The sequence below is a fragment of the Arthrobacter sp. FB24 genome, from assembly GCF_000196235.1.
Lineage (GTDB): Bacteria > Actinomycetota > Actinomycetes > Actinomycetales > Micrococcaceae > Arthrobacter.
The window spans coordinates 81,449-99,445 of sequence record NC_008541.1 but is presented as its reverse complement, the minus strand read 5'-3'; the positions used below and the strand labels follow the sequence as shown (position 1 = coordinate 99,445).

Here is a 17,997-nt window from a genome sequence, read left to right as displayed (position 1 = left end):
AAGTTACTCACTTTTCTTGGGGAGTCTGTTCGGGAACAATGCGGAAGCGGATGCTGCCGCCGATCGGCACCTGGGCGGCAAGGTCCAGCTGGTGGTCCACCACCACGCCGATCACCGGGTAGCCGCCCGTGATCGGGTGGTCTGCCAGGAAGAGGACGGGAAGGCCCTCGGGCGGGACCTGGATGGCCCCGGCCACGGTGCCTTCGCTGGGCAGTTCGCCTTGCCGGCTGCGTTGCAGGGGCGTGCCGTCCAGCCTCATGCCCACCCGGTTGGACTGCGGCTTCACCACCCAGTCCTGCCCACACAGGGAGTCAATGGCGGACTGGTCGAACCAGTCGGCCCGCGGGCCCAGCACAATGTCCAGGACGGTGACGCCGTCCCCGGGGAAGTCCGGCTGGAGTTCGGGACTGCCCACCACGCCGGATTCGGTGACGTCGCCGGATGCCAGGAGCTGCCCGGCGGCCAGCGGTGCAGGCCCGATGCCGGACATCGTGTCGGTGGAACGGCTGCCCAGCACCGGCGCGGCGTCCACCCCGCCACGGACGGCCAGGTAGCTGCGGAACCCCGACTCCGGTGCACCGAGCGTAAGGATTTCGCCGTCGAGCAGGGCAAACGGGGTGGCCATGGGGACGGTGCGCTGCCGCGCAGGCTTGCCGGCGTCAGAATCGGATCCAGCGTCCGACGGTGAATCAATTGTCAGTGCCGATGGCGCCCCGGCGACGGCAAGGACCTGGTCCCCGACGGCCTGGACCCGAAGACCGCCGGCCACGCTTTCGATGGCTGCGGCGGAAGAACGGTTGCCCACCAAACGGTTGGCCCTGCGCAGCGAAGCCCGGTCCAGCGCGCCGGCGGCAGAGACGCCCAAGGCAGAGTGGCCGTGCCGTCCAAGGTCCTGGAGGAGGCTTTGCAGCCCGGGCGAAACGACCCGCAGCCCGGAAGGTGTTTCCTGGCCCGGCAGCTCCTCCGGCATCCCTGCAGCGGGTGCAGCGTCGGACGCTGCGGGCTCCGTTGCCATGGTCACAACGTCGCGGACGGCGCGGAACTGGACCCGGTGGCCCGGGCTGGCCAGGGCCGGCTCGGCCCGGTTGAGGTCCCACATGCGGGCGCCGGTGCGGCCGATCAGCTGCCAGCCGCCCGGGGACCTGCGCGGATACACCGCCGAATAGTTGCCGGCCAGGGCCACGGATCCGGCGGGCACGGCTGTGCGCGGTGAGCTCCGGCGCGGTACTTCCAGCGTCTGGTTCTCCCCCACCATGTAGCCGAAGCCGGGCGCGAACCCGGCGAAAGCCACCGTCCAGACCTGGCCGGTGTGGGCTTCGATGACGCCGTCCGTCCCCAGGCCGGTGAGCCGCCCGACTTCGGCGAGGTCCTCGCCGTCGTACACGGTGTCGATGAACACCAGGCCGCCGTCCTGTTTGGCCCGGGCAGTGAGGTCCAGCTCCAGCAGGAGCCCGCCCATGCGGCGGGCAGCCGCCGGCGAATCCGCGCGGACCATGACGGTCTGCGCTGCCGCAAGTACGTCCACCTGGCCCGGCAGCGGCGCTTCCACGAGCAGGGCCTGCAGGGCGAGGACCTCCTGCGTTCCGGAAAGCTCCGCGAGCACCGCGCGCGTTCCTACGGGCCGCACCGAAAGGACCTTGTGGACGGTCAGGGTTTCCATGGCTGCTGCTTTCATCGTTGCCGGTGGCTTGAACGGGATTTCGTGCCGGTCAGGTTGACCGCGCCGGCTAGGCGTGGGAGTCCGCCAGGAGGCGCTCTTCTTCAGCGGTTTGCGGGTTCCGGCCGAGGGCCAGGCCCACCACGGTAACTGCCGCGGCCACCAGGAGATAGGCCGCGATCAGGAACCAGTCGCCGGAGACGGCGTAAAGGGCGGTGAAGATCAGGGGTGCCACGGCTCCGCCGATCACGCCGGCCAGGGTGTAGGCCAGCGAGCTGCCGGCGTAGCGCAGGCGGGCCGGGAACTGCTCGGTGATGTAGGCGGCCTGCGGGCCGTACATAAAGGCGTGGAACGCCAGGCCGATCACCACGCCGATAATGAGCATCAGCACGGACTTGCCCTCGATCATGAGGAAGAACAGGGGAATGTAGAGGGCCGTGCCCACCGCGGCGATGCCGTAGACCAGGCGGCGGTTGAAGCGGTCCGTGAGGGCGCCGGCCAGCGGTATCAGGAACAGCTGGAACGCCGAGCCGATCAGGATGGCGGTGAGGACGTTGCCGGTGGTCAGGCCGAGTTCCTTCGTGGCGTAGACGGCCACGAACACGGTGAACAGGGCGTAAAGGACGTCCGGGCAGACCCGGGACAGTGCGGCGGCAATAAGCGCGCGGGGTTCCCTGGTGAACACCTCGGTGATAGGGGCCTTGGGCTGTTCGCCGTGGGCCGCGATGGCCTTGAACACCGGGGTTTCCTCGAGCTTGAGGCGGATGATCAGGCCGAAGACCACCAGCAGTGCGGACGCGAGGAAGGCGACCCGCCAGCCCCAGGAGAGGAAGGCTTCGGTGCTGAGCGTGGCTGCGAGCACGGCCAGGACGCCGTTGGCCATCAGGTTGCCGGCGGGCGGGCCGATCTGGGCCGCGGAGGACCAGAAGCCGCGCTTGTTGGCGTCACCGAATTCGCTGGAGAGCAGGACGGCACCGCCCCATTCGCCGCCGACGCCGATGCCCTGGGCCAGGCGCAGGAGCACCAGGATGGTGGGGGCCGCCACGCCGATCACGGAGTAGTCGGGGAGCAGGCCGATAAGGACGGTGGCGACGCCGATCAGCATCAAGGTGACCACCAGGACGTGCTTGCGGCCGATCTTGTCACCCAGGCGGCCGAAGATGACGCCGCCGATGGGCCGCGCCAGGTAGCCCACGGCGAAAGCCGAGAAGGAGAGCAGGAGTCCGACGAACTCGTCATTGCCCGGGAAGAAGATCTTGGGGAAGACCAGCGCCGAGGCCACCGAGTAAATGGCAAAGTCGTAGTACTCCAGCGAAGTGCCGGTGAGGCTGGCGATATAGGCCTTCAGGGCGCCGGGCGGGATCTTCCGGCCGGAGCGGGCGGCCGAGTGGTGTGTGGTCATGGTCTTCCTTCAAGGGTGCGGTGGTGCTGCCTGCGTGCTGGGGCGCGGTTGCTTGGCGGAACTTTTTACTCCGCCGAGCGGTAACGGGGTGAAGCGAACGCGGTATTAGGCAAAAGCTCTGATGTCGATGCCGGCGTCGGAAAGCGCAGCCCTTACTGCGACGGCCATGGCAACGGCCCCGGGGGAATCGCCATGGACGCAGATGCTGTCTGCATTGATTCTCAGGATGGAGCCGTCCACGGTGCGGATGGCGGAGTCGGCAGCCATCCGCAGGACGTGTTCGGCCACCTGGGCCGGGTCATGCAGGACGGCTCCGGGGAGCGAGCGGGAGACGAGCGTACCGTCGGGGTTGTAGGCGCGGTCGGCGAAGGCTTCGGAAACAGCGCGGAGTCCGGCTGCTTCTGCAAGGCGCAGCACCTCCGAGCCGGGAAGGCCGAGGATGGGCAGCGAGGCGTCGATCGACTTGACGGCGTCGACGACGGCGCGTGCCTGGGCGGTGTGGGAGACGATCGCGTTGTAGAGGCCGCCGTGCGGCTTTACGTAGCGGACGCGGGCGCCTTCGGTGGCGGCCAGCGCCTGCAGCGCGCCGATCTGGTAGACGATGTCGTCAGCCAGTTCGCTGGGATCGATGTCCACGAACCGGCGCCCGAAACCGGAGAGGTCGCGGTAGCCCACATGGGCACCGATCATCACGCCGGCCTGCACGGCTTCGCGGCAGGTGCGGCGGATGACCGTGGGATCGCCCGCGTGGAAACCGCAGGCCACGTTGGCGCTGGACACGGATTGGAACATCGCCGTGTCGTCGCCCAAGGTCCAGCGACCGAAGGACTCGCCTACGTCGCTATTCAGGTCCATGTACACCATTGTGATCCTCGTCTCATTGATTTGCTCCTACTAGGATGCACCAAATTTAGCGATTGTTCAACAATCCTTCGATTCAACGATGTGACGATCGTGTAAATTCTGGAGTATGGCCACTTCAGCAGCAGCAACCCGGGGCACCTCCGCAGCACTCTCAAGCGCATCAACGGCAGCAGCCCGGCTGCGCGTCGCCGTGCCGTCGGTGGCGGACAGGGTGGCTGATGAGCTGCGCCTGCAGCTGGCTGAAGGGGTCCTGCTCCCGGGCGCGCGGCTGACCGAGTCCACGATCGCCGAGGACCTTGGCGTCTCCCGCAATACCGTGCGCGAAGCCTTTGCTGAGCTCGCGAGCGAACGGCTGGTGATCCGCCACCCCAACCGCGGGGTTTTTGTGGCGAGCCTGGAAGCCGGCGATATCCACGACGTCTACACCGTGCGCCGGACCATCGAAGTCAGCGCCATCCGCGGCGGGGGCAGCCCGGAAGCCGTGGCCGCCGTCCGTGCCGCGGTGGAGGAAGGCAAGCTCGCGGCCGCAGCGAACGACGACGAGGGGCTGGGCACCGCGAACCAGCACTTCCACGGCGCGATCGTGGCCCTGGCCGGCAGCCGCCGGCTGAACACCATCATGTCCCAGGTGCTGGCCGAGATGCGGCTGTTCTTCCACAAGGCAACGATGGATGCGCACTTCTACAGCGGCTACCTCAAGGACAACGAGGAAATCTGCGAGGCCCTGGAGGCCGGTGAACTCGAGCGGGCCGCCGAGCTGCTGCTGGCATACCTGGACCGTTCGGAAGAGAAGCAGGCCGAGGTCCACGGGGAGTAGGGCGGGCCTGCCCTCCTACTGCCGGCTTAGCCCCCCCCGATAAAAGCCCCGCCGGGGATTTCAGGCCACGGGAGGGGCCGTGGAGTCGCGGACAATCACCTGCGTGGCCAGTTCGACGCGGTGGGAATCGAGGACTTCGCCGCGTGCTTGGCGCAGCAAGGAACGCAGAGCTGCGCGTCCCATTTCCTCCAGCGGCTGGGCCACCGAGGTCAGCGCGGGGACGGATTCCTGGCCTTGGCTTGTCCCGTCAAAGCCAATAAGGCTGATGTCGTCGGGGATCCTGAGGCCGTGGCGACCCGCTTCACTAAGAACGCCCAACGCAATGCTGTCGCTTCCGGCAAAGACGGCCGTGGGGCGCTGCTCGAGCTCGAGTAAGGCTTTGAGGCCGGACACTCCCGCGTCCCTTCGGAACTTGCCGCCGGAAACAATGTATTGAGGGTCGACGGGTACGCCCTGGGCCATAAGAGCCGCCATGTAGCCGTGCAGGCGAGCCTGGTTGCATTCAGAGCCCTCGATGCCGCCGATGTAGGCTATGCGCCGATGCCCGAGCTCCAGCAAGTGTTCCGTGGCGGCCTTGCCTCCGGCCCAATTTGTCGCTCCCACGCTGACCACATCGGCTGAGGGTGGGTTGAGGGGGTCAATTACGACGACGGGAATCTGCCGGCGGCGGAACGCATGCAGTTGCGCCTCGCTGAACGCCGACGTCACGACGATCATTCCCGCCCTGCCCTCATCCAGCATCCGCTGGGCGCGGCCCTCGGGACTGATCCCGCCCGAAGGCGCCTGGCCGGTGACGCTTACCAGAATCTCAACATCGGCACCGGCGGCAAAGCGCAGTATCCCATTCAGGACCTCGACAGTGTAGGCCGAATCGAGGAAGTCAATGACTACCTCCACGACGGTGGCAGCCTCCGCAGCGGAACGGCGCTGGAGCGGGGACTGGTATCCGGCCTTCTCCAGGGCGGCCAGGACGCGGGCGCGGGTTTCCGGCGCAACATCGTCACGGCCGTTCACCACCTTCGACACCGTGGGCGCCGATACCCCCGCCTGCCGCGCCACAGTGACGAGCGTTGGTTTGTCCTGACGGGTCTTGGTTGCCATAAGATTCGAAACCTTTCGATAATTTCGCCGCTCCAATTGTGCATAAACTGACGCACGCTGGTCAAGCAGGGCCAATGGGCCATATTTAAATCCTCGGAAACCCCTTGACTACGGCACTTTTGTGGCATTAGTTTAGACCGTGACCTAAATCACGAGTGCGAAACATTTCGAGTGATTCCCGGAGGCTGTGCCTCGGAATACTCACCAAGCGATCACAGATGGAGAAGCAATGAAGCAACCCCAGTCCTCCCGGCGCTCCTTTCTTGCCCTTGCCGCCCTTGCACCTTTCGCCGCCATGGTGACCAGTGCCTGCGGGACATCGGGGCCGGGCGCCTCCAGCGGCGGGGGTGCCAGCATGTGGTACCTCTCCGGTGAGCCGAACCAGACCACCATGCAGAAGGCGGTGGATGCGTTCGGTTCAGCGAACCCGGACAACAAGGTCACAGTGACCTACTTCCAGAACGACGCATACAAAACCAAGATCAAAACGGCGATCGGCGCCGGCCAGGCGCCGACCATCATCTATGGCTGGGGCGGCGGGACCCTGAAGACCTATGCCGAGGCTAAGCAGGTTGAAGACCTGACCAGCTGGTTGGCGGAGAACCCGGACCTGAAGGACAAATTCTTCCCCGCATCCTTCGGCGCCGCCACCGTGAACGGTAAGGTCTATGCGCTGCCCAACCAGTACGTGGCCCCGATCGTGCTGTTCTACAACAAGGAACTGTTCGAAAAGGCCGGCGCCCAGCCGCCAAAGACCTGGGACGACATCATGTCCCTCGTCAAGACCTTCAACAACATGGGTGTGGCGCCCTTCTCCCTTGGTGGACAGTCCCGGTGGACCTCCATGATGTGGCTGGAGTACCTGCTCGACCGCATCGGCGGAGCCGAAGTCTTCACAGCCATTTTCGAAGGCAAGCCCGATGCATGGAAAGATCCAGCCGTGATCGAGACGGGCACCAAGATCCAGGAGCTCGTCTCGGCGGATGGCTTCATCAAGGGCTTCTCATCCATCGCTGCTGACTCCAATGCTGACCAGGCCCTTCTGTTCACGGGCAAAGCAGCCATGATGCTCCACGGTTCCTGGACCTACGGCGCTATGAAGAAAGGCGGCCAGAACTTCGTCCAGGACGGCAAGCTCGGCTTCGTCCAATTCCCGGTCGTTGCCGGCGGCAAGGGCGATCCAAAGAACGGCGTGGGAAACCCCGCCCAGTACATGTCCATTTCCTCAAAGGCCTCTGAAAAGGAAAAAGAGACGGCGAAGAAGTTCTTCAAGGACGGCATCCTGACCGACACGGTCATAGACACCTACATCAATTCCGGGTCCGTTCCCATTGTCAACGGCATCGAGGACAAGCTCAACACGTCTCCGGACAAGGACTTCCTGAACTTCGTCTACGACCTGGCCAAGAACGCACCGAACTTCCAGCAGTCGTGGGACCAGGCACTCAGCCCGACCGCCGCCGAAGCCCTGCTGAACAACATCGACCAGTTGTTCCTCAAGTCGATCACGCCTCAGCAGTTCGCCGAGAACATGAATGCCACCCTCGGAAAATGAGTAACGCCGTCTCCACCGCCCCAAATACTAAGGCGGCCGCCAGAACTGCAACCGTAAAAGGCGGTCAGCGTGACAAAGCCCTCGCATGGCTGACAGCGCCCGCCTTGTTCTTCTTCGTGGTATTCGCCGTCGTGCCGCTGGCCGGTGTACTCATTCTGAGTTTCGCCAGTTGGGACGGGATCGGTGCCATCGGATCAGCGGGATTGGGCAACTGGTTCTCAGTGCTTGCGGACCCCGGGCTGTACAACGCTCTGGGGCTGACCTTCCTGATCATGCTCGCTTCGTGGCTCGTCCAGACTCCCATCAGCCTCCTTTTGGGTGTCTTCACCGCCGGCAGCCAGCGCTACCGGGCGGCCCTGGCGGTGCTTTATTTCCTGCCTTTGCTGCTCTCCTCCGCAGCAGTCGCGATCGCCTTCAAAGCCCTGCTGGACCCGAACTTCGGCCTGGCCACGGGCCTCGGATTGCCGTTCCTGGCCCAGGACTGGTTGGGGGTCCCGCACCTGGCCGTGGGTTTGGTCATCTTCGTTATTGCCTGGCAGTTCGTGCCTTTCCATACGCTCATTTACCAGGGCGGAGTGCGGCAGATTCCTAAATCACTGTATGAAGCAGCCGAAATCGATGGGGCGGGAACAATCAAGCAGTTCTTCCACATCACTCTTCCCCAGCTGAAGTACACCATCATCACTTCCTCCACCCTGATGGTCGTGGGGTCGCTGACCTACTTCGACCTGATCTTCGTCCTCACCGGCGGCGGCCCGGGAAATTCAACCCGGATCCTGGCCCTGGACATGTACCTGCGGGGCTTCCGGGCCAACCTTATGGGCCCGGCAAGCGTCATCGCCGTCATTCTCGTACTCATCGGCCTTGCACTTGCCTTGTTCCTCCAGCGCCTTGGAGGCAAGGACAAGCAAGGCAGCCAATTGGAAGGTATGTAGGGGTGAGCACTGTACTGAAAAGCAGCGCGGAGGAAACTCCCGCCGGCGCCCCATCGAACCCGGCCGCCCCCAAGCGGGGGCTGGGTTCACGGATGAGGCGGCTGAACGTCCCAGCAGGTCTGGGCGGCTGGATCTGGCTGGCCATCATCATCATTCCGGTCTACTACGTGGTGATCACCAGTCTGAAGACGCAGGCAGGCTACTTCGGCCAGAACCCGCTGGCCCTGCCCGCAGAGCCAACCTTGGAAAACTACCAGATGGTCCTTGAGGCCGACTTCGCGAAGTACTTCATGAACAGCACCATTGTCACGCTGGGTGCCGTCATCCCGACGGTGCTGATCTCCTTCATGGCCGCGTTCGCAATAGTCCGGGGCAAGGGCAGGTTCCTTAAGCTGGTCAACGGCATGTTCCTGATGGGACTGGCAATCCCGCTGCAGGCAACCATCATCCCGATCTACCTGATGATCATCCGCCTCAATCTTTACGACAGCCTGCTGGCACTCATGCTTCCCTCCATTGCCTTTGCCATTCCGTTGACGGTGCTGATCCTGTCCAACTTCATCCGCGACGTTCCGAACGAACTGTTTGAGTCGATGCGGCTGGATGGGTGCAGTGAATGGCAGACCATGTGGCGGCTTGCCCTGCCGCTGACCCGCCCTGCGATCGTGACCGTCGCCATCTACAACGGCCTCCACGTCTGGAACGGATTCCTGCTTCCGCTGGTCCTCACCCAGAGCCCTGGCCTGCGGGTCCTTCCCCTGGCGCTGTGGACCTTCCAGGGTGAATACAGCGTCAACATCCCGGCCGTGCTTGCCTCGGTGGTGCTCAGCACCTTGCCAATCCTGGTGCTTTACGTCGTGGGCCGCCGGCAGTTGCTCAGCGGCCTCACCGCCGGATTCAGCAAGTGATACACGGCCCCTTAGAAAGGAGACACGCATGACCACCGCAAAACCACTGCGCGTCGGCATGGTGGGCTACGCGTTCATGGGCGCAGCCCACTCCCACGCCTGGCGCACGGCGCCCCGGTTCTTCGACCTTCCGCTGCAGCCCCGGCTCACCGCCGTTGCCGGCCGGAATGCCGACGGAGTGCGGGCCGCAGCAGACAAGCTTGGCTGGGAATCGGTTGAGACCGACTGGCGGCGCCTGATCGAGCGCGACGACATCGACCTGATCGACATCTGCACGCCGGGCGACACCCACGCGGAGATCGCCATCGCAGCCCTCGAGGCCGGCAAGCACGTGCTGTGCGAGAAGCCGCTCGCGAATTCCGTTGAGGAAGCTGAACGGATGACTCTCGCGGCGGAGACTGCCGCCAAGCAGGGCATCCTCTCGATGTGCGGCTTCAGCTACCGCCGTACTCCCGCCCTGGCACTGGCCAAACGGTTCGTGGAGCAGGGCCGGCTCGGCGAGATCCGCCACATCCGGGCGCAGTACCTGCAGGACTGGCTCTCCGACGCCAACGCCCCCATGACCTGGCGGCTGGACAAGAGCAAGTCCGGGTCCGGCTCCCTCGGCGACATCGGTGCGCACAGCATCGACGCCGCCCAGTGGGTGGCCGGACAGAGCATCACCGGCGTTTCGGCGCTGCTTGAAACGTTTGTCCCGGAACGCCCGCTGGCCGGGGACCTCGTGGGCCTCGGCGGCCACGGCGACCTCAGCGGCGACGCGCCCCGCGGGAAGGTCACCGTGGATGACGCCGCCATCTTCAGCGCAAAGTTCGACGGCGGCGCTGGCTCCACGGGCGCGATCGGCGTCTTCGAAGCCACGCGGTACGCGCTGGGCCGGAAGAACGCCATGCGTTTGGAACTGAACGGCACCAAAGGCTCCCTCGCCTTCGATTTCGAGGACATGAACGTCCTGTCCTTCTACGACGCGGCGGAATCCCCGGACGCCGGCTTCCGGAAAATCTTCGTCACCGAACCCGAACACCCGTACGTCGGCAACTGGTGGCCCACCGGCCACGGACTGGGCTACGAGCACGGCTTCACCCACCAGGTAGTGGACCTCGTCACCGCAATCGGTGAAGGCCGCCAGCCGGAACCGTCCTTCGCGGACGCGTTACAGGTCCAGCGGGTTTTGGCCGCCGTGGAGGCCAGCGCCGCCAATTCGAGCCAGTGGCAGAAGGTCTAGGAACGTGAACGCAGGAGAAGGAACGCCATGACACGACCAATCACGCTTTTTACCGGGCAGTGGGCCGACCTGCCGTTCGAGGAGGTGGCCCGGCTCGCCGGCGAGTGGGGCTTCGACGGGCTGGAGATCGCCTGCTGGGGCGACCACTTGGACCCCCGCCGGGCGGCGGAGGACGACAACTACCTCCAGGGCCGGCTGGACATCCTGGAGAAGCACAACCTGAAGGTGTTCGCCATCGCCAACCACTTGACCGGGCAGGCGGTGTGTGATGACCCCATCGACGAACGCCACCAGGGCATCCTGTCCGCGGAGGTCTGGGGCGACGGCGAAGCCGAAGGAGTGCGCCGCCGGGCCGCCGAGTCCATGAAGGACACGGCACGGGCAGCCGCCCGCCTCGGGGTGAAGACCGTAACAGGCTTTACCGGCTCGTCCATCTGGAAGGCGGTGGCCATGTTCCCGCCTGCTTCCGAGGCAATGATCGACGCCGGCTACCAGGACTTCGCGGACCGCTGGAACCCCATCCTGGACGTCTTCGACGAGGTGGGGGTCCGTTTCGCCCTGGAGGTCCACCCGTCCGAAATCGCTTACGACTACTGGACCGCCAAGCGCACACTGGAGGCGATCGGGCACCGCAAGAGCTTCGGCCTGAACTTCGACCCGTCCCACTTCATCTGGCAGGACCTGGATCCGGTGATGTTCCTGCAGGACTTCGCGGACCACATCCTCCACGTGCACGTCAAGGAGTCGGTCCGCCAGCTCGATGGCCGCAACGGGCGCCTGGGTTCCCACCTGGCATGGGCGGACCCCCGCCGCGGCTGGGACTTCGTCACCGCCGGGCACGGGGACGTCCAGTGGAACCGGATCTTCCGGACCCTGAATGCCATCGGCTACACCGGCCCCACCAGCATCGAGTGGGAGGACGCCGGCATGGACCGGCTCGTCGGCGCACCGCAGGCACTGGCCATGGTCAAAGAACTCGCCCGGATCGCCCCGCCGGCAGCAGCTTTCGACGCCGCCTTCTCCAGCCGCTGACCCACACTTTCCGGCCCCGGCCGGCAGCCAAACAAAAGGAACCCCCGACATGACAGAACGCAAGAACGCCCTGGTGGTCCGCGGCGGCTGGGACGGCCACCAGCCGTACGAGGCCACGGAACTCTTCATCCCCTACCTCAAGGACAACGGCTACGACGTCCGCGTTGAGGAATCCCCCAAGGTCTACGCCGACGCCGAATACATGGCAGGCGTGGACCTGATCATGCAGTGCATGACCATGACCACCATCGAAAAGGACGAGTTCGCCGGGCTGCGGACCGCCGTCGAAAACGGCACGGGCCTGGCCGGCTGGCACGGCGGGATCGCCGATTCCTACCGCAACAACTCCGACTACCTGCACCTGATCGGCGGCCAGTTCGCCTGCCATCCCGGCAAGCACCCGGACGAGTGCGTCGGCGAGCAGTCGGACAACTACGTGCCCTACACGGTCAACATGCTCCCGGCAGCTGCGGAGCACCCCATCACGCAGGGCATCGCTGACTTTGACCTCGTCACGGAGCAGTACTGGGTCCTCAGCGACGACTACATCGATGTCCTGGCCACCACCACCCAGAAGGTCCGGGAATGGGATCCGTGGAACCGGGAGGTCACCTCGCCTGCCATCTGGACCCGCCAGTGGGGCAACGGCAAAATCTTCGTTTGCACTCCCGGCCACCGCACCGAAGTCCTGCAGGACAAGAACGTCCGCACCATCATTGAAAGGGGTTTGCTGTGGGCAAGCCGTTGAACGTAGGAATCATTGGCTGCGGCAAGATCGTTGCCCAGTACCTGACCAACTTCCGCAGGCTGGAGCAGGTGCGTCTGGTGGCTGTTGCAGACCTTGACACCGCCCGCGCACAGGAGATCGCAGACAGCTACGAAGGCGTCCGGGCCGTTTCGGTCGATGAGCTGATTGCGGCGGACGATATCGACCTCGTCCTAAACCTCACTATCCCCGCCGCCCATGCCGATGTTGCGCTCAAGGCCATCGCTGCCGGCAAAAGCGTCTACGGCGAGAAACCGCTCGCTGCCACCACCGACGAAGCCCGGGAGGTCATAACCGCCGCCCGCGAAGCCGGCGTTGTGGTCGGTTGCGCCCCGGACACAGTGCTGGGTACCGGCATTCAGACGGCCAGGAAGGCCATCGACGACGGCCTGATCGGTTCCCCGATCGCGGCAACGGCTACCATGGTCACGCCCGGCCACGAGCGCTGGCACCCGAATCCGGACTTCTACTATCAACCCGGTGGCGGACCGCTTCTGGACATGGGCCCCTACTACGTGAGCGCCCTCGTGACGCTGCTGGGTCCCGTCGTCTCGGTAATGGGCGCCGCCAGCCACACCCGCACTGAGCGCACCATCGGCTCCGGCGAGCGTGCCGGACAGGTCATTCCAGTGAACATCGACACGCACGTCACCGGTGTCCTGGTCCACGCGTCGGGGGCCCTTTCGACCCTGGTCATGAGCTTCGACGCCGTGCAAAGCAAGTCCCCCAATATCGAAATCCACGGGGAGAAGGGTTCGCTCTCCGTTCCTGACCCCAACCACTTCGACGGCGACGTGCAGCTCTTCCGGCTCGGAGGCGAGTCCTGGGAAACGCTCCCTGTATCCGCCGGATACATCGACTCGGGCCGCGGCTACGGCATCGCGGACATCGCAGCAACCCCGGCGGGCGCCGAACCGCGCGCCGGCGGGGCGCTGGCGTTCCACGTGCTCGAAGTCATGGAGTCCGTGCTCGCGTCAGCGCACACGGGAGCCTCGGTGCGGATTGCCAGCACAGTCGAGCGGCCCTCGGCCGTCGAACTGGCGGATCTGGCCGCTCTGCCGCAGGAAATCAACTCCTAGCTAAGCAATCTCGCCCTCATCCGCTCCACGTCGGCCACGCCGGCGTAGGCAGCCTGCGTGCCCTTCCGGGTAGCGGCGAGTGCCGCCGCCACGGAGGCGAAGGCAGCGGCTTCGGCGAGCGGCTCGCCGGCGGCGAGCCGTGCGGCCACGGCGCCGGTGAACGCATCACCGGCGCCCGTGGTGTCCACCGCATGGACCGTGACCGGCGCGGTCCGGGTGACACGGTCCGTCCCTGAAACCAGCGAGTCGAGCACTACCGAGCCGCTGGCCCCCAAAGTGACCAGGACCCGCTGTAGCCCGCGCTCGGCGAAACGCTCCCGGACGCCATCCCACGCGGCGTCGTGCGCTTCCGCACCAGGCATCTCCCCGGACCCCAGAAACAGCGACGCCTCGTGCGCATTGACCAGCAGGACATCGGTCAGTTCCGCCAGGCCCGGGGGGATCTCGCCATAAGGTGAGAGGTTGAGCAGGACTGTCGCGCCGGCGTCGTGCCCTGTCCGGGCGGCGGCTTCAACGGTGTCCAGGCTGACCTCTAGGCAGAGACACACCACGGAGGCGCCGGCGAACACGTCCGCTGACGCCGCGACGTCGGCGGGAGCAAGGGTTCCGTTGGCTCCCGCCGAGATAATGATGTTGTTCTCGCCGTGCGCGTCCACCGCGATCACGGCGACTCCCGTAGCGGCGGACTCCGAGGTGCGCACGTGCGAGATGTCCACGCCGGCGCCGGCGGTTGAGGAGAGGAGCATCTCGCCGTTGGAGTCGTCCCCCACGGCGCCGACGAGGCTGACCGCCCCGCCCAGCAGGCTGGCTGCCACGGCCTGGTTGGCGCTCTTGCCACCGGGATTCACGGCGAATCCGGTGCCGTGGACCGTCTCTCCCGGCAGCGGGAGCCGTTCGCAGTAGATAGTCAGGTCCGCATTCAGGGAGCCGACGACGACGATCCGGCCGTGCGCTTCCGCTCCGGCGCTCATTCGGCCACCTCGGCTTCAACCGGCTTGGGGATCAGGAGCGAGGCGCCGAAGGCGGCAATGGTGATGACCAGACCGACCACCACGACGGTCAGGTAGGACGCCTTGGCATCGCCGAGGGCGGAGGTTGCCACCAGCACGGCGGGCAGCACCAGGAAGCTGAGTCCGGCGCCGAGGTTGAAGGCGCCTGCGTTCATGCCCGGCAGGAAGCCCGGGTTTCCGGCGGGAGAGAGCACCACTCCTAGTCCGTTTAGCATGATGTTGACCGTACCGGCGTACATGATGCCCAGCAAGACCGTTCCGGCGATCATCATCGGCAGGCTGCCCAGGCCGAAGAACGCAATCAGGGCGAGCGCGGCGATGCTGCCCAGCAGGCCGATGCGAAGCACCCTGGTGTAGCCAAGGACCGGAGCCAGCCTGCCGCTGAGCGGGCCCACCACCCAGCCAAGCAAGGCGTACGGGGTCAGGATGATCAGCGACATTTCCGTGGGACCCACTCCGAAGCCCGGAGCCGCCGCCTGCACGTAAGCGGGGACGATGCCGTTGATGACTGCGAAGATTCCGGTCATGGTGAGCGTGGTGGTCAGCAGGGGCGCCCACGTGGAGCGCTGGCGCAGGTGGACGGTTTCCACCATGGGCTGCTTGGAGCGCTTTTCCACGGTCCAGAAGGCGTAAAAGGCGACGGCGGCGACGGCCACCAGCCCGGTGGCCAGCACGAGGGTGCCCGCCGAGAAGCCGCCCACCAGCTTGGAGCCCTCGTTGAGGGCGGTCAGCAGCGCGCCGACGGCCACAACAATGAAGAAGACGCCGAGCCAGTCCATGGTGGTGCCGGCCGCGGGCTTGCTTTCGCCGGCGAGCAGCGCGATCAGCGCAGTGGCCACCAGTGCCAGGACCACCATCAGCCAGAAGATGCTGCGGAAGCCGAAGTGCTCGGCAAAGTAGCCGCCCACGAAGGAGTCAACGCCTGCCACGCCGCCGTTGACCGCCGTGATGAGGCCCATGAGCGTGCCGTATTTGCGCGGGTTGCTGACGGCGGAACGCAGCATGATCAGGCACAGCGGAACGGTGGGGCCGCTGACACCCTGGATGATGCGGCCTACGAAGAGCCACGTGACGTCCGGGGCGAGCGCGGCAATGACCGAGCCGACGGCCATCAGCAGCATCATGCCGATCAGGATCTTCTTCCGTCCGATGATGTCGCTCAGGCGCGGCAGGAAGAGTGAAAACAGCGCGGCCGCGGTGAAGAACCAGGTCTGGGACAGGCCGATGACGGCCTGGTCGGTGTTGAGTTCCTTCCCCATGGTCACCAGGGCCGGGCTGAGCATGGAGGCATTGAGCTGGAACGCAACGCAGGCGGCCAGCAGGGCCACCATCAGGGCAGTGACGTTGCCGCGGGTGGTCTTGGTTTCGGTGAGGGTGGTCATTTACTTGACCCCTCCGGTTGCTGCGCCGGCTGCGACGACGGCCGGTGCCGCGAGCGCGGGTTCGCCGATCCGGATGAGGGCGTCGGTGACGAGGTTCCAGAACCTTTCGTGGTCCAGGTCAACGGCCACGGAGGTGTTGCAGTCTGCCGGGGCCGGGGCACGGAAGTCTGCAACGGTCATCCCGAGGGTCAGCCTGCCGTGCAGTTCGATGTCCACAGGAACCTTAAGGGTCGTGACGATGCTTGGATCGATCACGTAAGCCACGGCGCAGGGGTCGTGGACCGGCGGGTAGTCGAAGCCCTGGGCGTCCTTGTAGGTCTTGGTGAAGAACTCCATCAGTTCCATGACGAACCTGGCGGGCGCGGTGCCCACGGCGGCGATCTTCTCGACCACCTCTGGGGTGGCGAGCGCCTGGTGGGTGAGGTCCAGGCCCACCATGACCACGGGCCAGGCCTCGTTGAACACGATGTGAGCGGCTTCGGGGTCGATGATGATGTTGAATTCGGCCACGGCGCTCCAGTTGCCCACGTGGTAGCCGCCGCCCATCAGGACGACTTCCTTGACGCGTTCAACGATGCGCGGTTCCTTGCGGGCGGCCATGGCGATGTTGGTGAGGCCGGCGGTGGGGACAAGGGTCACGGTGCCTGGCTCATGCGCCATCACCGTATCGATGATGAGGTCGACGGCGTGGCGCGGGTCCAGCTCTATGGCGGACTCGGGCTGGGCGGGGCCGTCCATGCCGGTTTCGCCGTGGATGTCCGGCGCGGTTTCGATGGTGCGCACCAGCGGGCGGTCGCAGCCGGCGGCGAAGGGGACGCCCGTGATGCCGGCGATCGTGCCGACGGACAGGGCGTTGCGGGTGACTTTTTCGAGGGTCTGGTTGCCCACCACCGTGGTGACGGCAAGCAGTTCGATATCGGGGTTGCCGTGCGCCAGCAGCAGGGCCACGGCGTCGTCATGCCCGGGGTCGCAGTCCAGGATGATCTTCTTGCGGGCAGGGGTCACGGGGTTGGGGTCCACGTCTATCTCCACGTCGTTGGGGGCCCGCCCGGAGGCGGGGTGCAAAAGCAAACAGGGAGATCATGACACCTCCGCAATGATCACGTCAAGCGCTTAACGTTAATTGCGTTAAGCGCTTGATGCCTTGTGCGGCATGAAGTCTCACGTGGAGCGGCGTAAGGGTGCGCCGGGCCCACTACGATCGAGGGTATGGAATCCGCGCACCACGTACAGCACCCGCCGGGCACGGGACCCAGGGCCGCAGCTCCGCGGGTCACGGCTGCCATGGTTGCCGCCCGCGCGGGGGTTTCCACGGCCACCGTGTCCCTGGTGGCCAACGGCAAGACCCGCGGCCGTGTGTCGGAGGACAACATTTCGCGGGTGCGGGACGCCATCTCCGAACTGGGCTATGTGGTGGACGGCATCGGCAGCTCCCTGGCCAAGGGCGTGAGCTCGATTGTCATCCTGGTGGCGCCGGACATCTCCAATCCGTTCTTCGCCAAGGTGATCGCCGGGGTGCGCGAATCCCTGGGCGCGGACTACCAGCTGCTTTTGTCCGTCACGGAGGCCGGAGAGTTTCCGCAGGCCGACGACGTCCGGAAGCTGATGGCGCTACGGCCCGCAGGGCTTCTGGTGGACGCCCCGGACGCCGAATTCCTGGAGGAACTGTCGGCCGCGGGCCCGCTGGTGCTGCTCGACGCTCCCGGCCTGGAAGCCTACGCCCCGTCGGTGAACCTTGACGTGGCGCACGGCGCCCGGGAGCTGGCGGCGCACCTGGCCGCCGCGGGGCACAAGTGCGCGGCCTACGTGGACAGCGTGACGGGCACGGCCACCTTCGACGTGCGGCGCACCGCGTTCCTCGAGGAAGCAGCTGTGCGCGGGATTTCAGTGCCGCCCGAATGCATCATCAGCACCACCATCGACGTCGGGACCGCGGCCGCGGCGTTCGCCCGGGCGTGGCCGCAGTGGCGGCGGAACGGGGTCACCGCCGTCGTCTGCGGTACCGATACGCACGCCTACGGCGTGCTGCAGGAAGCGCGCGTTGCGGGGGTGCGGATCCCCGAAGAACTGGCGGTGGCGGGATTCGATGACCTGCCGTATTCTGCGACCAGCAATCCGGGCCTGACAAGCGTTCACCTCCCGGCCACGCCCCTCGGGCTCAAGGCCGGCGAGCAGTTGCGCTCCCTCATGGAGGGCCGCCCGCTGGAGCAGCCCCAGGTGACACTGGAAAGCTCCTTGGTGGTCCGCGGCTCTACAGCCTGACGAAA

The 17,997-nt window shown here is 65.8% G+C and carries 16 protein-coding genes; 9 read left to right on the top strand and 7 right to left on the bottom strand.

The genetic code is table 11. From position 1 onward, the window contains the following. Positions 1–7 precede the first annotated feature (7 nt). The 3 genes from ARTH_RS00510 to ARTH_RS00500 form a co-directional block, all read right to left on the bottom strand. On the bottom strand, positions 8–1,660 hold the full coding sequence (locus ARTH_RS00510) for a 5-oxoprolinase/urea amidolyase family protein (RefSeq protein ID WP_043429200.1): 1,653 nt from the start codon (positions 1,658–1,660) through the stop codon (positions 8–10). 67 nt (positions 1,661–1,727) lie between these two features. Beyond that, positions 1,728–3,059: an MFS transporter gene (locus tag ARTH_RS00505; RefSeq protein WP_011689965.1), complete on the bottom strand. Its 1,332-nt coding sequence runs from the start codon at positions 3,057–3,059 to the stop codon at positions 1,728–1,730. A 105-nt stretch (positions 3,060–3,164) separates the two neighbouring features. Further along, entirely contained in the window at positions 3,165–3,923 is a 759-nt protein-coding gene (locus tag ARTH_RS00500; protein ID WP_011689964.1) for a LamB/YcsF family protein, read from the bottom strand. 106 nt (positions 3,924–4,029) lie between these two features. Between ARTH_RS00500 and ARTH_RS00495 the strand changes: the two genes are divergently transcribed. Next, positions 4,030–4,740 (top strand): GntR family transcriptional regulator, encoded by a 711-nt coding sequence (locus ARTH_RS00495; protein ID WP_011689963.1) that lies wholly within the window; start codon positions 4,030–4,032, stop codon positions 4,738–4,740. Positions 4,741–4,800: 60 nt separating this feature from the next. On the opposite strand, the gene ARTH_RS00490 is transcribed toward ARTH_RS00495, so the two are convergent. After that, positions 4,801–5,841 carry a LacI family DNA-binding transcriptional regulator gene (locus ARTH_RS00490; protein WP_011689962.1) on the bottom strand — a complete coding sequence of 347 codons (1,041 nt, stop codon included), beginning with the start codon at positions 5,839–5,841 and terminating at the stop codon, positions 4,801–4,803. Between the two features lie 229 nt (positions 5,842–6,070). On the opposite strand from ARTH_RS00490, the gene ARTH_RS00485 reads away from it, so the two are divergent. Genes ARTH_RS00485 through ARTH_RS00455 form a run of 7 tightly spaced genes read left to right on the top strand, consistent with a single transcriptional unit; the run spans position 6,071 to position 13,338 of the window. Beyond that, positions 6,071–7,396, top strand: coding sequence for an extracellular solute-binding protein (locus tag ARTH_RS00485; RefSeq protein ID WP_011689961.1), 1,326 nt, complete (start codon positions 6,071–6,073; stop codon positions 7,394–7,396). After that, positions 7,393–8,331 (top strand): carbohydrate ABC transporter permease, encoded by a 939-nt coding sequence (locus ARTH_RS00480; protein ID WP_011689960.1) that lies wholly within the window; start codon positions 7,393–7,395, stop codon positions 8,329–8,331. The genes ARTH_RS00485 and ARTH_RS00480 overlap by 4 nt, the downstream gene beginning before the upstream one ends. Before the next feature lie 2 nt (positions 8,332–8,333). Beyond that, complete coding sequence (locus tag ARTH_RS00475; protein WP_043429197.1) at positions 8,334–9,239, top strand: carbohydrate ABC transporter permease; 906 nt, start codon at positions 8,334–8,336, stop codon at positions 9,237–9,239. A gap of 28 nt (positions 9,240–9,267) precedes the next feature. Next, positions 9,268–10,461, top strand: a complete 1,194-nt coding sequence (locus ARTH_RS00470; RefSeq protein ID WP_011689958.1) for a Gfo/Idh/MocA family protein — start codon at positions 9,268–9,270, stop codon at positions 10,459–10,461. A gap of 27 nt (positions 10,462–10,488) precedes the next feature. Beyond that, the gene (locus tag ARTH_RS00465) at positions 10,489–11,493 is read left to right on the top strand and encodes a sugar phosphate isomerase/epimerase family protein (protein ID WP_011689957.1); all 1,005 of its coding nucleotides are present in this window, start codon (positions 10,489–10,491) and stop codon (positions 11,491–11,493) included. A 49-nt stretch (positions 11,494–11,542) separates the two neighbouring features. After that, complete coding sequence (locus ARTH_RS00460) at positions 11,543–12,241, top strand: ThuA domain-containing protein (RefSeq protein ID WP_011689956.1); 699 nt, start codon at positions 11,543–11,545, stop codon at positions 12,239–12,241. Then, positions 12,226–13,338 (top strand): Gfo/Idh/MocA family protein, encoded by a 1,113-nt coding sequence (locus ARTH_RS00455; RefSeq protein ID WP_011689955.1) that lies wholly within the window; start codon positions 12,226–12,228, stop codon positions 13,336–13,338. The genes ARTH_RS00460 and ARTH_RS00455 overlap by 16 nt, the downstream gene beginning before the upstream one ends. On the opposite strand, the gene ARTH_RS00450 is transcribed toward ARTH_RS00455, so the two are convergent. From ARTH_RS00450 to uriH, 3 genes are read right to left on the bottom strand one after another with little or no spacing between them, the layout of a single operon-like run. After that, a complete protein-coding gene (locus ARTH_RS00450) occupies positions 13,335–14,309 on the bottom strand; it encodes a ribokinase (RefSeq protein ID WP_011689954.1) in 975 nt (324 codons plus the stop codon). The genes ARTH_RS00455 and ARTH_RS00450 overlap by 4 nt on opposite strands. Beyond that, positions 14,306–15,730: a uridine transporter UriT gene (uriT, locus tag ARTH_RS00445; protein WP_011689953.1), complete on the bottom strand. Its 1,425-nt coding sequence runs from the start codon at positions 15,728–15,730 to the stop codon at positions 14,306–14,308. The genes ARTH_RS00450 and uriT overlap by 4 nt, the downstream gene beginning before the upstream one ends. Further along, positions 15,731–16,762, bottom strand: coding sequence for a uridine-preferring nucleoside hydrolase UriH (gene uriH, locus ARTH_RS00440; protein ID WP_052309738.1), 1,032 nt, complete (start codon positions 16,760–16,762; stop codon positions 15,731–15,733). 252 nt (positions 16,763–17,014) lie between these two features. Here uriH and ARTH_RS00435 point away from each other — a divergent pair, with 252 nt between their 5' ends. Next, complete coding sequence (locus ARTH_RS00435) at positions 17,015–17,992, top strand: LacI family DNA-binding transcriptional regulator (RefSeq protein WP_011689951.1); 978 nt, start codon at positions 17,015–17,017, stop codon at positions 17,990–17,992. Positions 17,993–17,997 lie beyond the last annotated feature (5 nt).